Origin of the sequence: Winogradskya humida, from assembly GCF_016862215.1 — a bacterium.
In the GTDB taxonomy this organism is placed as follows: domain Bacteria; phylum Actinomycetota; class Actinomycetes; order Mycobacteriales; family Micromonosporaceae; genus Actinoplanes; species Actinoplanes humidus.
This window is the reverse complement of sequence record NZ_BOMN01000065.1, coordinates 18,571-34,520: the sequence shown is the minus strand read 5'-3', so window position 1 is coordinate 34,520 and position 15,950 is coordinate 18,571. Positions and strand designations below refer to the sequence as shown.

Here is a 15,950-nt window from a genome sequence, read left to right as displayed (position 1 = left end):
CGGCTTGCATCTGGCGCAATCGGGTCGGCAGCACCCCGACTTGAGAGGTTCTTTACTGCGAACAGCCACCGGGCCGGTAGCAATCCGGGAGCACATTGACATCTGTCACTGGCATGTGACAACGTTGTCACGGGACGATGACGTCGTTGACCGGAGGTTTCTCCATGCTCCGACAGCTGCTTGCTGCCGTTCTGCTACTGGGTTCCGTTGCGGCGGCGCCGCCCGCTGCCTCGGCCGCTGCCGCCGATGATCCGGTGGACCTGGTCCATCCGTTCGTCGGGACGCAGAACTTCGGCAACACGTTCCCGGGCGCGAGCAGCCCGTTCGGCATGGTGCAGGTCAGCCCCGACACGGGCGGCCAGGGCGGCTACGACTACCAGCAGAACAGCATCTACGGGTTCAGCCAGACCCACCTCTCGGGTGTGGGCTGCGGCGTCGCCGGCGAGCTGCCGATGCTGCCCACCACCGGCGCGGTCACGAGCGCCGACCCGAACGCGTACCGGTCGGCGTATTCGCACGACGACGAGGAAGCGTCACCCGGCTACTACCGCGTCGGGCTGTCGAAATACGCGACCCAGGCCGAGCTGACCGCGACCCCGCGCACCGGCTGGCAGCGTTACACGTTCCCCGAGACCGGCGCGGCGAACGTCCTGTTCAACACCGGCAAGGCCAACCAGTCCGTCTTCGACTCGGAGATCCACGTCGTCGGCGACCGCACGGTCGAGGGCCGGGTGCACGCCGGCAACTTCTGCGCCGGCAAGGACGACCACACCGTCTACTTCACCGCCAGCTTCGACCGGCCGTTCGCGTCCTACGGCAGCTGGCGCGGCTCGGCGCTCTCGCCCGGGACGCGCGACGCCGCGGGCACGGGTGGCAACGGCGCCTGGGTCACGTTCGACGCGAGCGCGGACCGGGACGTCGTCGTCAAGGTCGCCCTGTCGTACACCGGCTCCGAGGGCGCCCGCAAGAACCTGACTGCGGAGACCGGCGACTCGTACGACTTCGACGCCACCCGCACGGCCCTGCGCGCCACCTGGGCCGACGAGCTCGACCGCATCGAGATCGGCGGCGGCACGGACGAACGGCGCGGCGCGTTCTACACCGCGCTCTACCACTCGCTGCTGCACCCGAACCTCGCCGGCGACGTTGACGGCACGTACGTCGGCTTCGACCGCAAGACGCACACGGCCACGGGCTACACGCCGTACCAGAACTTCTCGCTGTGGGACACCTACCGCCCGCAGAACCAGCTGCTCGAACTGCTCGCCCCCGACGTGGCCCGTGACGTCGCGCTGTCGGTGGTCGCGATCGGCCGTGACGGTGGCTGGCTGCCGCGCTGGGCGCTGGCCAACAGCGAAACCAACATCATGACCGGTGACCCCGTCACCCCGTTCCTGGTCGAGGCCTGGTCGAAGGGCCTGCTCGCCGGGCACGAACAGGAGGCGTACGCCCTCCTGAAAGCGAACGCCACCACCCAGCCGCCGGCGGAGTCCCCCTACAACGGCCGGACCGGGCAGGCCTACTACGCCGACCGCGGTTACATCCCGTCGGGGCTGAAACTGGGCACGGACTGCGTTGCCAAGGGCGGCGACAACGACTGCAACCACCCTGCCTCGGCAACCCTGGAGTACGCGGCGGCGGACGCATCCCTGGCACTGATGGCAGCCGGCCTCGGCAAGAAGGCCGACGCGAAACTCTTCGCCGGCCGCGGCCAGTGGTACCGCAACCTCTGGGACTCCTCCATCAAGCAGTTCCGCCCCCGCACCGTCGAGGGAACCTGGCTCACGCCGTACGACCCGGTCCACGCCGACGAGCAGTTCCACGAGGGCGGCGCCTACCAGTACCAGTGGCTCGTCCCGCAGGACCCGGCCGGCCTGGTGCAGCTCATGGGCGGACGGGCAGCGGCCACGAAACGCCTCGATGACTTCTTCGTCTACAACAAGCTGCTCACCGACCCCGCCGGCACCGCGCGCACCGACTGGATCGCCGCCCCCTACGACTACTACCTGAAGAGCACGTACAACCCGAACAACGAACCCGACCTGCTCGCGCCGTACATGTACCACTGGGCCGGCAACCCGGCGAAGACCGCGACGGTTGTCCGCGCCGCGGAGACCCTCTTCACCACCGGCCCGGACGGCATGACCGGCAACGACGACCTCGGCACCATGAGCGCCTGGTACGTGTTCTCCTCGCTCGGCCTCTACCCGACGATGAGCGGCGCCAACTTCCTGGCCGTCTCCAGCCCCCAGTTCCCGACGGCCAGGGTCCGCACCGGCTCCGGCGGCGTCCTGCAGATCAACGCCCCGGGCGCCTCGGACACCAACCGCTACATCCAGCGGGTCTCCCTCAACGGCCGCAACGTCGCCAAGAACTGGGTCGACTGGTCGCAGATCGCTCGCGGTGGCACGCTGACCCACACCCTGGGCACGACGCCTTCGACGTGGGGGACGTCGGTCGCCGCGCAGCCGCCGTCGGTCAACAGTGCGGCTGCTGACGGGCGTACCCATATCGATGCGACCTTGCGCCCCGCCTCGGCTGCCATTCCCGCGGGTTCTTCGTCTTCATCGAAAGCGACATTTTCGCTGGACGTGCTGGCCCAGGCGCCGCTCGCCGTCGCACCCCGGGTCACTGCCGTCGTTCCGGCCGGTTTCAAGGCGACGGTCACACCCAAGCTGCCCCAGATCCTGGTCAGCCGCCATCTCCCGGTGGGCCGGGTCTACACCGTGACGGTTTCGGCGCCGGCGGGGACGGCCGTGGGGGCGTACCCCATATCGGTTTCGGTGAGCGCTTCCGGCACACCCACGGTGACCCGAACGGCCACGATCTCAGCCGTCACCCCCACCACCTGCGTGGGTGACACCCACTGCCAGGTCGCCCTCACCCCGGACCTCGACGGTACGGCCACAGTGGCCGAACCTGCGCAGGGCAACTTCGACGGGGGAGGCTGGTCCTACGACGCCGACCTCCTGCCCGCCGCCGGCCCGGTGACCTGGAACAACGTCACCTACCAGGCGCCCGACCCCACGGGCACGTCGGCGAACTTCGTCTCGGCCAAGGGCCAATCCCTGCTGCTCCCCTCGGGCACGTATTCCACAGCGAGCGTGGTGGCCACGGCCTACAACGGCCCGGTGACCGCAGCCCTGACCATCGGCTACACGGACGGCACCACCTCGGCCGCAACGGTCACCATCGCCGACTGGTGCGGCACCGCAGCCGCGGGAACCACCCAGGTGCTGTCGCTGCCCCACCGCATCAAGGCCGGCGCAGGCATCGACGCACCCCCGATCAGCCTCTTCGCCGCCGCCCTACCCCTCACGGCCGGCAAACAGATCCGCTCCATCACCCTGCCGAACGACCCCCGCCTCAACCTCTACGCCCTCACCCTCGGCCTCGGCTGAGGTCGCCGACCGCGTCCGCATAGAACGTGTCCTCGAGGTGGAAGGCGACCTGCCTGAGCGTCCAGGCGTCGCCCTCCACCCGGTCGAGACGCTCATCGTCGAGAGCCCGCAACCGCACTGACCAGATCTGCGCGAGGCGGGTCAGGCGGCTGCGGGCCTCGTCGAGATCTTCGCTGGTGAAAGGCGCGAGGTCAGCCGGGGTGGTGATGGCGGACGCGTGCCAATGGTCGGCCAGTGGGGTCTGCCCGGCCACGCGCGCCTCCAACTCCGCCAGGTGATCCACGAGATGATCAGCGATGCGTCGAATCGCCTTGTGCGGCGTATAGATCCGGTCCTCAACAGCAATCGGCTCCCTATCCCACGCCGTCCACGTCTCCGCCAGCCGCAGCGCGTGGGCCACGGCATCCTCTATGACCTGCGCGGGGTCACTCATCAGCACATACCTCTCCCCATCCCGACCGGAAACCCAGCGTAGGTCCGACACACTTCGGCCCCTGCCGAACACTCACTGGTCTCTATCGCGGTAGTCGATATACCGAGGAAGGTATTTGCTCGGTCAGGTGATGGGCCGTCGTTACGTGATCGAGCTTGAGCCTGAGGTGCGGGAGTGGCTCGAGACGCTTCCGCTCAAGGACTATGTCAAGGTCGAGGCGATGGCAGACATACTCGCCGAGCGAGCTGAAACTCTGGGTGAGCGTTAACTGTGTTCCGTAAGACTCGGCAGGTTGAACGAACCGAAGTCGCGCGTGCGGTCGCGGCGCAGCGAGCATGCGAGGCTGGCCACAGCGTCCATGCTCCCGCAACTGATGTGTATGAACGGAAATGGCATTGAGGCACGACGGGGGACTCGACGATGACGACACGTCATGTTCGCTGGGAGCGGACCGGTGCTGATGAGCATGCCGTGGCTTACGAGGAGGCCCGTGCGGCACTGTTGCTCGGGCAGATGGTGTTTGATCGGCGTTCAGAGCTTGGACTGACCCAGGCCGAGCTTGCTGCCCGAGCTGGTATGACGCAGCCGCAGCTTTCGAGGCTCGAGGCCGGAGGTGCCACGCTGACTGTGCCGCTGCTGGCACGGTTGGCGGCTGCGTTGGAGGCTGAGCTCGATATCGCGTTCCGACCGCACGACCCTGTTGTTGCGCCTGCCTGAGGATCGGCGTCCAGTCGCACCAGGAGTCGCTGACGGGCGGGGACGTCGGGTGGATTGATCCGGCGAACGACGAGTTCGTAGCCGCCGGAATGCTTGAGGGCGTTGGCATGGCTCAGCAGTGCGTGGGGAACTCGGCCGAGCAGGTGGTTGCGGTCCCAGGCCATAGTGACCAGGATTCTGGAACTGCCGGGCCGGTACGAAGAAGCTACAGCTGCTGCCGTCTTCCCCCGTAGTCGGCTCGGGGAGGTTCGCCAGGAGGCCGACCGGATGCGCCAGCCGGCTGGCGGGATGTTGCCATACGACCGTGAGGTGCTCATAGCAGACGTCCATTATGGATGCGACCTCCCCACACGTTGCCGATCTGCTGGCCCGGTGAGAGCTTACATGTGACAACGCGTCATGCGTCAATCATGGGATGTCGGTAAACAGAAATCCGGGCGCAGCCATGTCACACATCGGCCAGATCACGGACATCAGGCGGCGCGGTTGAGGACTTCCTTCAGGGGCGTCGGAGGGTGGCCGGTGAGGGTGGCGATGTCGGTGGTGGGGCCGGCGAGGGAGCCGTCCGCGATCGCCGTGTACGTGGAGACCCAGGCGTCGAGTTGCCAGGATGGCGCGTTGTAGATCGCGCGGGACCGGTAGGCCTCCTCGACCGTCTCGGGGTGGTAGGTGAAGCCTGGGCCGAGCAGGGCTGCCACGTCGGCGAGGCTGACGTCGTCCGGGCCGGTGAGGTTGTAGGTGCGGCCGGCGTGGGCGGCCGGGCTGGTGAGGACCGCTGCGGCGGCATCGGCGATGTCGTCCTGGGCGACCATTGCTGCGCGCCCCGTGCCCGCCGGGCCGCGGATCACGCCGTCCAGGCCTGCCAGGGCGGGCATGAAGTCGGCATAGAGGTTGTCGCGCAGGAACGTGAACCTCATACCGCTGGCTCGGATGTGTTGCTCGGTTGCCCAGTGGTCGCGGGCCAGGGTGAAGGTGGCGTCGGGGGCGGCGCCGAAGAACGAGATGTAGACCAGGTGCTGGACGCCGGCCGCCGCGGCGGCGTCGATGAAGGCTTGGTGCTGGGCGACGCGGTCCGGGGTTTCGGAGGCCGAGACCATCAGGGCCGTGGGTACGCCGGTGAGGGCGGCGATCACCGCGTCGTGGTCGGTGAAGGCGGCGGGGAGGACCGTGCAGCCGGGCAGTTGCGGCGCGCGGGACGGGTCTCGGACGAGCAGGGTCTGGGGGATGTTGGCGGCGGCGAGGCGGCGGGCTACTCGGCCGCCGAGTTGGCCGGTCGCGCCGGTGATGGCTACGGGCTGGGGCATGGCAGGAGGACCTCGTTGGCGTCGGCGGCGATGCTCAGGGAGCGGCCGGTCAGGGTGGGTGGGACGGTGGGGGTGTTGAAGCCGGTGCCGATGTCCAGGACTAGGAGCCGGCCGTCCGAGGCGAGCCAGTCCTGCAGCGCGTACATGGCGGGTTGGTGACCGTACCCGTCGATGGGTTGCAGGCCGCGCGGGCCGTACGCGGAGCCGCTGGTAGATCGGGTGCGGGCCCGGATGTCGTCCGGCAGGCGTGCTACCCGCGGGGGAAGGGGACCTGGCGGTCGTACGGTCAGCACTGCTCTTAGAAGCTCGCGTGGGTTGCCGGAGGGGGTGTCGCAGCCCAGCAGGCGCAGGATCTCGTTGATGCTCACATTACGTCCACGCTACGGCGGCAAACCGGGCTGGAACAGGTACGGTGGTGACTCGTGATGGTCAAGAAGCGACAAGACGCCATCCCGGAGATCGGGTTCGCGCCACCCGCGGGCAGCCCGGCCGGGGTCGAGGTGATGACCCTCGGCGAGCTTCACGCGCGCGGTCACGCCACGCTGGGGGAGGCTCACCGGCCCGCGTTCCATCACCTGCTCACCCCGAGCCGCGGCACGCTCTGGCACACCGTCGACTTCACCGGGTACGCCGTCACCCCCGGCACCTGGCTTTGGGTCCGCCCCGGTCAGGTGCAGCAGTGGGGCGACCTGCGCGGCGCCGACGGCACGCTGATCCTTTTCGAGGCCGACTTCCTGGATTCCGCCACCGCCGCGCAGGCCCGGCTCAACGATCCGCACGCCCCGGTGCTGTACGACGCCGGGGACGACGGAGGGCTGGCCGGCACGTTCGCGCAGTCGTGGCCGGTGGGTGTGCGTGAGGCGATCCTGCGGCACCTGCTCTGCGCGCTCGTGCTGCGGCTCTCGCACGGCACGGCCCACCCGGAGCGGACGGATGTGTTCACGCGGTTCCAGCAGGCCGTCGAGCGGGACTTCGCCAGGACGCGGCGGTTGGAGGACTATGCGCGGAGGCTCGGCTACTCCACTCGCACGGTCTCGCGGGCCACGCAGGCAGCAGCCGGCCTCAACGCCAAGGACTTCATCGACCGGCGGGTCGTGCTGGAAGCCAGGCGGCTGCTCGCCCACAGCGACCACACCGCGGCCCAGGTGGCCGCACGGCTCGGCTTCACCAGCGCCACCAACTTCAGCAAATACTTCCACCAGCGTACGGGCGCCACGCCGCTCGGATTCCGCGCCATAATGAGGCCCACCCTCCACAAGGGAGCCGCATGGAATCCACCACCGTCGCCATCATCGGCGCGGGACCGGCCGGCCTGACCCTCGCGAACCTGCTGCGCCGCAACGGCGTCGACTGTGTGGTGCTCGAGGTGCGCTCCCGGGCGTACGTGGAGAATCGGCAGCGGGCCGGCATCCTGGACAACCACGCGGCCCGGATCTTCACCGAGTTCGGCCTCGCCGACCAGGTCCTCGCGGGCGCCCCGGTCGAGACGAAACTCGAGATCCGCTACGACGGCGAGCCCAGGTTTCTCGACGTCCCCGCGCTCGCCGGCGACCGCCCGAGCCACCTCGTCCCGCAGCAACTCCTGGTCCGCCGGCTCATCGCAGCGCTGCCCGAGGGGGTTCTGCGTTTCGAGTCCCTCGACATCGCGTTGCACGACCTCGACACCCCTGTGATCACCTACCGCGACACCGACGGCGTCTCGCACGAGCTGCGTTGTGCCTACGTGGCGGGCTGCGACGGTTTCCACGGCATCAGCCGCACGAGCATCCCCGAGGGCGTCCTCACCGAATACACGTTCGACCACGGCATCGGCTGGTACACGATGCTGGCCGACGCCCCCGCCCCGCGCTACCCCCTCATGGGCATCAGCCCGCACGGCTTCGCGGCCCAGTTCGCGCGAGGCCCGCAGTCCAGCCGCTTCTACCTGCAATACCGCCCCGGCGAAGAAGACCCCCGATCATGGCCCGACGAGTACGCCTGGCAGCAACTCCGCCTCCGCCTCGGCGACAACTCCCTGCCCACCGCCACCTTCACGGCCCGCGAAATCGTCGAAATGCGCAGCTACGTAGCCGAGCCCATGACCTACGCCAAGCTCCATCTGGTCGGCGACGCCGCCCACATCATCACCCCCATGGGCGCCAAAGGCATGAACCTCGCCCTCTCCGACGCCGCCACCCTCGCCCGAGCCATCACCACCGCCGTGCAGAACAAGGACGACAGCGGCCTGCGCGCCTACTCCGACGTCTGCCTGCAGCGCACCTGGAACTACCAGGAATTCTCCCGCTGGTACACCGAAATGGTCCACGACATCACCGCCGACCCCTTCCGCCGAAAACTGGCCAAGGCCCGCCTCGACCGCCTCTTCACCTCACCCCCGGCCGCCGAAGCCTTCGCCGACCTCATGGCCGGCACCCTCACCTGAGATCTGTTGGCCCAGCCGGTGGGGGTATCAATGGTCAGGCCCACCAACTGGACGGGATCCACCATTCCTGGCCGTCGTCGAGCTCGATCATCTCGGGCTTGTCGCGGGCGTTCACGGACTCGAGGAGGTCGGCGATCTCGGTCCACATCGCTGTGATGCTCGGCCAGCGTGGCCCGATCTGGCCGCCGTCCCGGAAGGCCGTCATGACGCAGCCGTGGTGAGCACCGGATCGGCAATCGACGAACAGGGAGTCGCTGTCGAGGCCGATGGTGATCCACTCGTTCAGCCACACCCATTCGTCGTTCGCCCAGCCTGCTGAATCGCTTCGGTAGGTTTCCAGCCCGCTGCGATAGTCGGCGTCGTCACGTGCCTGCTGCTTCGTGAGGTCCATGCCGAACACATCGCGCGCGATGCTGTCGTGGGTCGAGGCCGGGGTGTGCGTTCCGAGAATGATCGTCGCGATGGTGACCGGGTCGCCGATTATGCCGTTCGACCGCTGCCACCAGGCGGCGAGGTCGCCGGGGAGGCGCACGCCGTGAACCTGTTCCACCTCGGCCAGTTCGGCGTCGGTCGCGGGCGGGCCCAACCGGCGCCACACCGCCGGGGCGTTCAACCGGAGCCATGATTCGACGCGGTTCCAGGCATCGTCAACGTTGTCGGCCACGCTTTCACAGTAGGGAGGGTGGCATCCGGATGGGGGCGGTTCGGCGCCTATGAGCTCAGGTGGCGCAGGACGGCGAGGACGCGGCGGTTGTCGGCTTCGGTTTGGGGGAGGCCTAGTTTGTCGAAGATGCTGGCGACGTGTTTTTCGACCGTGCCGCCGGTGACCACGAGGGCTTCGGCGATGCCGTTGTTGGAGCGGCCCTCTGCCATCAGGGAGAGCACGTGGCGTTCGCGGGCGGTGAGGGCGGCGATGCCGGCGGCGTGGCGGCTGACGCGGAGGAGTTGGGCGATGACTTCGGGGTCGAGGGCTGTGCCGCCGGCGGCGACGCGGGTCAGGGCGTCGGTGAAGTCGGCTACGTCGGCCACCCGTTCCTTCAGGAGGTAGCCGGCGCCGGCCGCGTTACCCTCCAGCAGGCGGGCTGTGTACTTGGTTTCGATGTACTGCGAGAGCACCAGCACGCCGGTGCGGGGGTGGCGACGGCGGATTTCGAGTGCGGCGCGCAGGCCCTCGTCGGTGTGTGTCGGCGGCATGCGGATGTCGGCCACCACGACGTCGGGCTGGTGCTCGGCCACCGCGGTCAGCAATGCATCGCCGTCACCCACGGCGGCGCACACCTCGTGGCCGTGGTCCTCGATCAGCCTGGTGAGTCCGGCCCGGAACAGGGCCGCGTCCTCCGCGATCACCACCCGCGCCTTCATGCGCGCAGCGGGAGTGCGACGGTGATGGTCGTCGGGCCGCCGGGTGGGCTCGCGATCGTGAGCTCGCCGTCCACCACGGCGACCCGCTGCGTGAGCCCGGACAGTCCGCTGCCTCCGGCGGGGTCGGCGCCGCCGGTGCCGTCGTCGCCGACGCTGAGTCGCAGCACGTCCCGCTGGACGGCCGCCCGGAGGGTGATCGTGGTGGCGTAGCTGTGTTTCGCCGCGTTGGCGAGCAGCTCGGCGGCGCAGAAGTAGGCGATGGTCTCGATCGCCGGGGTGGGCCGGACCGGGATGCCGACCGCCAGCTCGACGGGGATCGCACTGTCGGCGACCAGCGAGGTGAGGGCGTCCGCCAGCCCGTTGTCGAGCACCGGCGGGTGGATCCCGCGGACCAGGCCGCGCAGCTCGCCGAGCGCGTCCTTGGCTCCCCGCAGCGCCGCGTCGACCAGCTCACGGGCGGCCTCGGCATCCGGGACCTCGCCGTGGTGGCCGAGCTTCTCCCGGGCCATGCCGAGGTTCATGGCGAGCGTAGCCAGCCGCATCTGCGCGCCGTCGTGCAGGTCCCGCTCGACCCGGCGCAACAGGGCGGCCGAGTCGTCGACGGCGAGGGCCCGGCTCTGCTCCAGGTCGTAAACTCGCTGCGCCAGCTGCCCGGGCCCGAGCAGGCCGCGGATCAGCCAGGCATCGACGGACGTGACGGCCCGGGTGGCCCACGGGGCTGCCAGCAGCATCGCCGCACCCGCCGAAGCCGCGGCGAACGTGCCGGGCAGGGTCGCGACGTGGAACGTACCCTCGCCGAACCAGCCGAGCGGCGTGAACACCGGCAATGGGCTCAGCTGGGCTCCCGGCTCGTGGTTGCGGAACGCTCCCCACAGCAGCGGGTAGCTCAGGTTGATCAGTCCGTAGACCCAGAGGGACGCGGCGTAGAGCTCCAGCAGCCCGGCCGGCAGCTTGGCCAGCTGGTAGGCCATGACCCGCCAGCCTGCCTTGTCGCGAGGGCCCGGATCGAACAGTGGTGCCCCGACCCGCGTCCCGAGCAGCCGGGTCGCGAGCCTCCGCTGCAGCGAACCGAGCCGCCGGGCGGCCGGCGTGGACACCAGCAGCACCAGCAGCAGTCCCAGGCAGACAACACCGATGGCCACGTCGACCGGGGACGGGTTGCCTCGCGCGCCGCTGGTCACCAGCCAGCTCAGGTCCACCGCGAGAACGAGCAGCACCAGCGGATTGAGCACGATGAACGGCAACCCGGCCAGGCAGAACACCAGCTCTGCGCCCGCCCGCCGGGTGAACGTGTTCCCCCCGATGCCCATGGCAACCATCCTCCGCCTACGCGTCCCGCCGGGCCAGCAACCATCCGCCGGCGACCAGCGCGATCACGGCGTACAGCGAGAGCATGCCGAGCCCGGCCCACGCGGAGAGAAAGTCCGGGCATGATGCCCCGCAGGTCACCGGCCTGGTCGTGCTGAGGGAATTCTCCAGGATCAGGATCGGCATGTACGCCGCGGCGCTGTGCGCGAAGAACCCGATGACCTGAACCACCACATACACCCCGGCGACCAGCACCCCGACCGCGGCCGCGCTGTGCCGGATGATCGCGCCCAGGCCCAGCCCGAGCAGCCCGATCAGGCAGAACGCGGCCCCGGAGAGCATGACCGCCCGCAGCACCCCGGGATCGCTAAGTGCGGGCGCCGTGATGCCGTGACGCACCGTGGTCGCTGCGGCGAGGAACGCGGTGAACGCCGCGACCTCCCCGACGATCAGGGTCACGACCCCGAACACCGCCGCCTTCGCCGCCAGGACCACGCCCCGACGCGGGACGACTGCCAGCGTGGCCCGGATCGTGCCCGAGCTGTATTCGCTCGTCATGGTCAGGACGCCGAGCACACCCGTCAGCAGCAGACCGGGGACCACTCCGGCCAGCGCGTTGTTGGTCAGGTCAGCGGCGGCGTCCTTGCTGTTCAGGCCCACGGCGAGACCGATGCCGACGGTTCCGGCGACCGTGACGGCGAGGGTCCACCAGGTCGAGCGCAGGCTGCGTAGCTTGATCCATTCCATCCGGGCGGCCGCGATGGTGGTCATGACGTTGTCTCCTTCGCTGCATACTCGACCGAGTCGCCGGTCAGCCGGAAGAAGGCTGCCTCCAGCGATGCCGCCCCCGCCGACAACTCGGCGACGGTGGTGTTCGCGAGCAACCGGCCCCGGCCGATCACCACGAGCCGCTCGGCGGTCAGGGCCATCTCGCTGATCAGGTGGCTGGACACGAACACCGTGCGGCCCTGCGCGGCCAGCGACGTGAGCAGGTTGCGGATCCACCGGACCCCCTCGGGATCGAGCCCGTTGACCGGCTCGTCCAGCAGCAGCACCGCCGGATCACCCAGCAACGCCGCGGCGACACCCAGGCGCTGCCCCATCCCGAGGGAGAACTTCCCGGCCCGCCGACCGGCCGCGCTGGTCAGGCCGACCAGGTCGAGCACCTCGTCGACCCTGGTGCGTGGAATCGCGTTGCCGGCGGCCAGCGCGGCCAGATGACTGCGGGCGCTGCGACCCGGGTGGAACGCCTTCGCCTCGAGCATGGCGCCGACCTCGCGCAGCGGCCAGCGCAGCTCGCGGTAACGGCGCCCGCCGACCCGCACCTGACCGGCGTCGGGCCGGTCCAGCCCGAGGATCAGCCGCATCGTGGTGGACTTGCCCGACCCGTTGGGACCGAGGAAACCGGTGACGCTGCCCGGCCGGACGTCGAAGCTGAGCGAGTCGACCGCAACCGTCCGGCCGTATCGTCTAGTGAGGTTCTGGGCCTCGATCATCCGGACTCCTTCCGTCGGTGGTGCTTACGGAAGATGACGCTATTCAAACGGCCGTCCGGGCGGGATCCGGCTGACGCCAGTCTTCTACTGGGGGTTTTCCCCCAGGAGTCCGACAACCAGCCGGCGCAGCGTCTCTCCGAACGAGACGGGCCGCTCACGCCAGGGGTGGTGGCCGGCGCCCTGGATCACGATCAATTGCCCACGGGGTACGGCCGCAGCAAGCCGTTCAACCGAACTGAGCGGCCGCGGGTCCCGATCGCCGTGCACGAACCAGGCGGGCATCGTCAGCTCGCCCGCCCAGCCCAGCACCTGCGCGTCGGACCAGGCTGACGTCTCGGCGTTGAGCTGCGCGTTTGCCTCGAAGTTGATGGCCGCGTCGTGCTGGGCGTCTTGAGCAGCCCATTTCCAGCCTTGCACGGGGTCGGCGTGGTCGGTGAACCAGGAGAGTGTCCGGAACTCGACTTCTTCGTCGCGGGTACGGGTCATCTCCTCCAGCAGTGCGAGCCGTTCGGCCTGCCCAGCGGAGATCCGCGTGCGCCACGAACGCTGATATCCGGTACGCCAGTCGCCGACACCCACCCCGCTGAGGTACCCCAGCGCGGCGGTGCGTTCGGGATGCTGGTGGGCGTACGCGAAAGCCAGGGTTGCTCCGAATGAATGTCCCGCGACGACCCAGCGTTCGTGTCCCCAGTGGCGGCGCAGCTCTTCGAGGTCCGCGACGTATCGCGCGATGGTGTGCGGCCCGTCCCACGGCTGGTCGTAGCGGTGCACGACGGTCACCGGATCGAGCAGCGAAGCGACCGGCTGCAGGTAGTCCCACAGGCCGGGGCCGCCGTGCACCAGAACGACCGGCGGGTGCGGGCCGGCTGTTCCGGTTGTCCAGGTTCGCATCCGGTCAGGCCGGAACCAGCCGGAGTTTCAGGGTGTGCGATACGTCGTCGGTGAGGTTGCCTTCAAAACCGAGGGTGATGCTTCCCTCCTGCGTGATGCCGAAGGTGATGTCGATGGTGCTTTCGCCGAGCTCGAACGGGTCGTCACCCTGGGCGGCGGTCGCCACTGCCGTGCGGACCCGTTCGATCGCTTCGACCAGGATCTCGTCGAGGGCGGGGCCGCGCAGCTCGACCGTCCGGGCGGGGGCCGGCGGCCTGAGGGTGATCGTCAGCGTGTGCAGGTCCGTCCGGGAGATTGTGCGCCCGAGCTTCACCTGGAGACCCAGCACCGGGATGCGGAAATCAGCCACGCCACCGGCCGTCCTCGTCGCCAGGGTGTGCAGCGTGATCTCGATGCTCGCCACGCGGAGGTCCCGGCCGGGCTGGGTGGCCGAGAGGTTGGCCGCGACGATCACCTCTTTCACCGTCGCGATCAGCTCCGCGACGGTCACGCGATCGTCAATGACATCCATGTGCTCTCCTCGGTTCGGGTCACGCGGCGCGACTGCTCGCGTCGCCGTACGTGGTGTAGGCGAGCCATGTCGGGTCGCTCTCGTCCTCGATCGCCAGCCTGGCGAGGAGCGATGCCTGGCCCAGCGCGGTACCGCGGGTCAGCTCCGCATAGAAGACCTCCGCATAGGCGGCCGCCCGCGCGCTGCTGACCGGCCACAACGTCCCGACGAAGGCCCCCGCGCCGGCGCGCATGAACTGATCGGCCCAGCCCATCATCCGGGTGTACTCGGGAGCCGCTCCGGCGCTGCGGCAGGCGTTGACGAAGACCAGGGGGCGACGGCTGTCCAGGCTGCGTTGCGCCACAGCACTGTTGAGCATCAGCGGCACGAAGGCGCCGCCGTCCAGGGTGATCGATGAGCCGCCCTGGGTGGCGGAGAACGCGTTGTGACAGGCGAAATGCAGCAGGCCGGCGTCTTCGCGGTCCAGCAGGTCCAGCAGCTCGTCCAGCCTGGACAGCAAGGGCCCCGGCAAGATCCGGGAGAGGGTGTCTGCCTCCGCGTGGGCGTCGGCGGGAGATCCGGGCGGCACGACGAAGTGCGGGTCGGCCAGGCTGATCCGGGCAGCCGAATGCTGGCCGAGCACCCTTCTCAGCACCGGGAACTGCTCGGCCAGGAACCCGTGATCCCGGCCCCGGCCCAGCGGATGCAGCAGCTCCCACGGCACGGCGTCGTCGGCGCAGGCGATCGTGAACGAGCCGATGTCGTCGCGCAACTCCCAGAAGGCGTCCTTGATCGGCTCGGGGACCAGGTCCTGCCAGAGCCCGACACCCGTCTCGCGGACCCATCGGCGGGCCGCACCCGGTCCATACGCGGTGCGCCCGGCCGCCAGCCTACGGAGCATTTCGACCGTACGCTCGACCGCGGCACCCGGCGCATCCGTCAGTGACCGTGCCACCGCGGGATCCGACCAGTACCCGGTGGACACGAGCTGGAACGAATACCGGCTGCCGTCGAAGTGCACCTGCATGGTCACGTCACCGGGATCGGATCGCAGCTCCCCGACCGGCGCCCGCTGAGTCTGGACGCTGTTGTCGCCGGGCCGCTCCTCCGCGGAAACCTCCATCGGCAGCTCGGCGAGCATCGTGCCGCCCAGCCAGGCCGAGATCCGCAGATGCCGCAGCCCACCCCGAGTGGCCCGCAAGCCGAACCGTACGGGCTGGGACCCGCCGCGGAACGGCACCCGCACGGTGGCCTGGAGATCTTCGCCGGTCAGCCCGAAATCCGGCTGCACCAGCAGCACCACCTCCTGCCCGGCGGGTCCGACGAGCAGGTTCTCGACCAGGGCCGACCGCGCCCCGGGCCACGGCTGCTCGGCCGAGATCCGCACGACCAGGCTGAACTCCGCCCCCACCCGTACACCGGCCGGTGCTTCCCCGACCAGTGAACGCACGGTCCCGTCCGCCTCCGCGATCGCTCCCGGATTACTACCGCCCCCTGTTCCTGACCATGTCGAGTAGGCGTCGCCCGGGAAATTCCCCTGCTGCGTCGGGTATTCGTGAAATACCGGGGGCGGCGGCTGGTCGAGGTCCGTGCTCGGATCGCCCCAGTTCCGGGGTCGGGGTCCCCACGGTGGCGGCTCGGGCTCACCTAGGAGATCGCCGTCGTCCAGCTCCGGGGTGAGCGTCACCACGTCGAGGATCGTGATCCCCTCGGTGAACTGCCGCCCGATCAGGCTCTGCGCGGCCGAGGCGCTGCTCGAGCTCGCAAGGTGTTCGCCGAGGAAGACAACCAGATCGCCTGGCAGGGTGCGGACCAGCGCCACCGGGTCGTGCACGAAGAACGTGACGCGCAGTGGTGCGAAAGGCAGGAGCTCGCGTTCGGCCGTACCTGTGTAGACGTCGTGCCTGGCGAGACACCGTTTTGTGAGCAGGGTCAGGCAGGACGGCCGGCGGCCGAGGTCGAGAACCTCGCCGTCGCGGGTGACGAAGACCGGGTGGACGTCCGTGTCCGGGTCCGGGTCGCGCATCCGGCCGAGACGGACGGGCGTCACTCGCAGGATCAGTGACGGGCTCGGCACGCCATTGAGTATGGACCAGTGTCGCTGGAAGGTGGGGGCGGTTCGGTGG

At 69.4% G+C, this 15,950-nt stretch carries 16 protein-coding genes; 5 read left to right on the top strand and 11 right to left on the bottom strand.

The features are described 5' to 3' along the window. The first annotated feature begins 164 nt into the window (after positions 1 to 164). The gene (locus Ahu01nite_RS25540; RefSeq protein ID WP_203839163.1) at positions 165 to 3,401 is read left to right on the top strand and encodes a GH92 family glycosyl hydrolase; all 3,237 of its coding nucleotides are present in this window, start codon (positions 165 to 167) and stop codon (positions 3,399 to 3,401) included. On the opposite strand, the gene Ahu01nite_RS25535 is transcribed toward Ahu01nite_RS25540, so the two are convergent. Next, complete coding sequence (locus Ahu01nite_RS25535; RefSeq protein WP_203839162.1) at positions 3,382 to 3,834, bottom strand: DinB family protein; 453 nt, start codon at positions 3,832 to 3,834, stop codon at positions 3,382 to 3,384. The two genes, Ahu01nite_RS25540 and Ahu01nite_RS25535, sit on opposite strands and share 20 nt — an antisense overlap. A gap of 115 nt (positions 3,835 to 3,949) precedes the next feature. Between Ahu01nite_RS25535 and Ahu01nite_RS25530 the strand changes: the two genes are divergently transcribed. Together Ahu01nite_RS25530 and Ahu01nite_RS25525 are read left to right on the top strand one after the other, a co-directional pair. Further along, the gene (locus tag Ahu01nite_RS25530) at positions 3,950 to 4,102 is read left to right on the top strand and encodes a hypothetical protein (protein WP_203839161.1); all 153 of its coding nucleotides are present in this window, start codon (positions 3,950 to 3,952) and stop codon (positions 4,100 to 4,102) included. Positions 4,103 to 4,254: 152 nt separating this feature from the next. Next, complete coding sequence (locus Ahu01nite_RS25525) at positions 4,255 to 4,551, top strand: helix-turn-helix domain-containing protein (RefSeq protein ID WP_203839160.1); 297 nt, start codon at positions 4,255 to 4,257, stop codon at positions 4,549 to 4,551. Positions 4,552 to 5,024: 473 nt separating this feature from the next. Here the strand turns inward: Ahu01nite_RS25525 and Ahu01nite_RS25520 are convergent, their stop codons facing one another. Both Ahu01nite_RS25520 and Ahu01nite_RS25515 read right to left on the bottom strand, forming a co-directional pair. Beyond that, complete coding sequence (locus Ahu01nite_RS25520; RefSeq protein ID WP_203839159.1) at positions 5,025 to 5,855, bottom strand: SDR family oxidoreductase; 831 nt, start codon at positions 5,853 to 5,855, stop codon at positions 5,025 to 5,027. Continuing rightward, positions 5,840 to 6,223 carry a hypothetical protein gene (locus Ahu01nite_RS25515; RefSeq protein ID WP_203839158.1) on the bottom strand — a complete coding sequence of 128 codons (384 nt, stop codon included), beginning with the start codon at positions 6,221 to 6,223 and terminating at the stop codon, positions 5,840 to 5,842. Before Ahu01nite_RS25515 ends, Ahu01nite_RS25520 begins: the two co-directional genes overlap by 16 nt. 57 nt (positions 6,224 to 6,280) lie before the next feature. On the opposite strand from Ahu01nite_RS25515, the gene Ahu01nite_RS25510 reads away from it, so the two are divergent. Further along, positions 6,281 to 7,171, top strand: a complete 891-nt coding sequence (locus tag Ahu01nite_RS25510) for a helix-turn-helix domain-containing protein (RefSeq protein ID WP_203839198.1) — start codon at positions 6,281 to 6,283, stop codon at positions 7,169 to 7,171. Then, on the top strand, positions 7,123 to 8,277 hold the full coding sequence (locus tag Ahu01nite_RS25505) for a 4-hydroxybenzoate 3-monooxygenase (RefSeq protein ID WP_203839157.1): 1,155 nt from the start codon (positions 7,123 to 7,125) through the stop codon (positions 8,275 to 8,277). Before Ahu01nite_RS25510 ends, Ahu01nite_RS25505 begins: the two co-directional genes overlap by 49 nt. A 34-nt stretch (positions 8,278 to 8,311) precedes the next feature. Here the strand turns inward: Ahu01nite_RS25505 and Ahu01nite_RS25500 are convergent, their stop codons facing one another. From Ahu01nite_RS25500 to Ahu01nite_RS25465, 8 genes are all read right to left on the bottom strand, one after another. After that, positions 8,312 to 8,941, bottom strand: a complete 630-nt coding sequence (locus Ahu01nite_RS25500; RefSeq protein ID WP_203839156.1) for an SMI1/KNR4 family protein — start codon at positions 8,939 to 8,941, stop codon at positions 8,312 to 8,314. A gap of 47 nt (positions 8,942 to 8,988) precedes the next feature. Further along, a complete protein-coding gene (locus Ahu01nite_RS25495; RefSeq protein WP_203839155.1) occupies positions 8,989 to 9,639 on the bottom strand; it encodes a response regulator transcription factor in 651 nt (216 codons plus the stop codon). Further along, positions 9,636 to 10,949: a sensor histidine kinase gene (locus Ahu01nite_RS25490; RefSeq protein WP_203839154.1), complete on the bottom strand. Its 1,314-nt coding sequence runs from the start codon at positions 10,947 to 10,949 to the stop codon at positions 9,636 to 9,638. Before Ahu01nite_RS25490 ends, Ahu01nite_RS25495 begins: the two co-directional genes overlap by 4 nt. Positions 10,950 to 10,965: 16 nt before the next feature. After that, a complete protein-coding gene (locus tag Ahu01nite_RS25485; protein WP_203839153.1) occupies positions 10,966 to 11,718 on the bottom strand; it encodes an ABC transporter permease subunit in 753 nt (250 codons plus the stop codon). Continuing rightward, positions 11,715 to 12,443, bottom strand: coding sequence for an ABC transporter ATP-binding protein (locus tag Ahu01nite_RS25480; protein WP_203839152.1), 729 nt, complete (start codon positions 12,441 to 12,443; stop codon positions 11,715 to 11,717). The genes Ahu01nite_RS25485 and Ahu01nite_RS25480 overlap by 4 nt, the downstream gene beginning before the upstream one ends. Positions 12,444 to 12,527: 84 nt before the next feature. Further along, complete coding sequence (locus Ahu01nite_RS25475) at positions 12,528 to 13,334, bottom strand: alpha/beta fold hydrolase (RefSeq protein ID WP_203839151.1); 807 nt, start codon at positions 13,332 to 13,334, stop codon at positions 12,528 to 12,530. A gap of 4 nt (positions 13,335 to 13,338) precedes the next feature. After that, entirely contained in the window at positions 13,339 to 13,845 is a 507-nt protein-coding gene (locus Ahu01nite_RS25470) for a trypco2 family protein (RefSeq protein ID WP_203839150.1), read from the bottom strand. 19 nt (positions 13,846 to 13,864) lie between these two features. After that, positions 13,865 to 15,901, bottom strand: a complete 2,037-nt coding sequence (locus tag Ahu01nite_RS25465; RefSeq protein ID WP_203839149.1) for a CHAT domain-containing protein — start codon at positions 15,899 to 15,901, stop codon at positions 13,865 to 13,867. Positions 15,902 to 15,950 lie beyond the last annotated feature (49 nt).

What these genes read in the sequence shown, in the direction of transcription:
- Ahu01nite_RS25540 (WP_203839163.1), top strand. Translation starts at nt 165, where the DNA reads ATGCTCCGACAGCTGCTTGCTGCCGTTCTGCTACTGGGTTCCGTTGCG.
- Ahu01nite_RS25535 (WP_203839162.1), bottom strand. Translation starts at nt 3,834, where the DNA reads ATGAGTGACCCCGCGCAGGTCATAGAGGATGCCGTGGCCCACGCGCTG.
- Ahu01nite_RS25525 (WP_203839160.1), top strand. Translation starts at nt 4,255, where the DNA reads ATGACGACACGTCATGTTCGCTGGGAGCGGACCGGTGCTGATGAGCAT.
- Ahu01nite_RS25520 (WP_203839159.1), bottom strand. Translation starts at nt 5,855, where the DNA reads ATGCCCCAGCCCGTAGCCATCACCGGCGCGACCGGCCAACTCGGCGGC.
- Ahu01nite_RS25510 (WP_203839198.1), top strand. Translation starts at nt 6,281, where the DNA reads ATGGTCAAGAAGCGACAAGACGCCATCCCGGAGATCGGGTTCGCGCCA.
- Ahu01nite_RS25505 (WP_203839157.1), top strand. Translation starts at nt 7,123, where the DNA reads ATGGAATCCACCACCGTCGCCATCATCGGCGCGGGACCGGCCGGCCTG.
- Ahu01nite_RS25495 (WP_203839155.1), bottom strand. Translation starts at nt 9,639, where the DNA reads ATGAAGGCGCGGGTGGTGATCGCGGAGGACGCGGCCCTGTTCCGGGCC.
- Ahu01nite_RS25490 (WP_203839154.1), bottom strand. Translation starts at nt 10,949, where the DNA reads ATGGGCATCGGGGGGAACACGTTCACCCGGCGGGCGGGCGCAGAGCTG.
- Ahu01nite_RS25485 (WP_203839153.1), bottom strand. Translation starts at nt 11,718, where the DNA reads ATGACCACCATCGCGGCCGCCCGGATGGAATGGATCAAGCTACGCAGC.
- Ahu01nite_RS25480 (WP_203839152.1), bottom strand. Translation starts at nt 12,443, where the DNA reads ATGATCGAGGCCCAGAACCTCACTAGACGATACGGCCGGACGGTTGCG.
- Ahu01nite_RS25475 (WP_203839151.1), bottom strand. Translation starts at nt 13,334, where the DNA reads ATGCGAACCTGGACAACCGGAACAGCCGGCCCGCACCCGCCGGTCGTT.
- Ahu01nite_RS25470 (WP_203839150.1), bottom strand. Translation starts at nt 13,845, where the DNA reads ATGGATGTCATTGACGATCGCGTGACCGTCGCGGAGCTGATCGCGACG.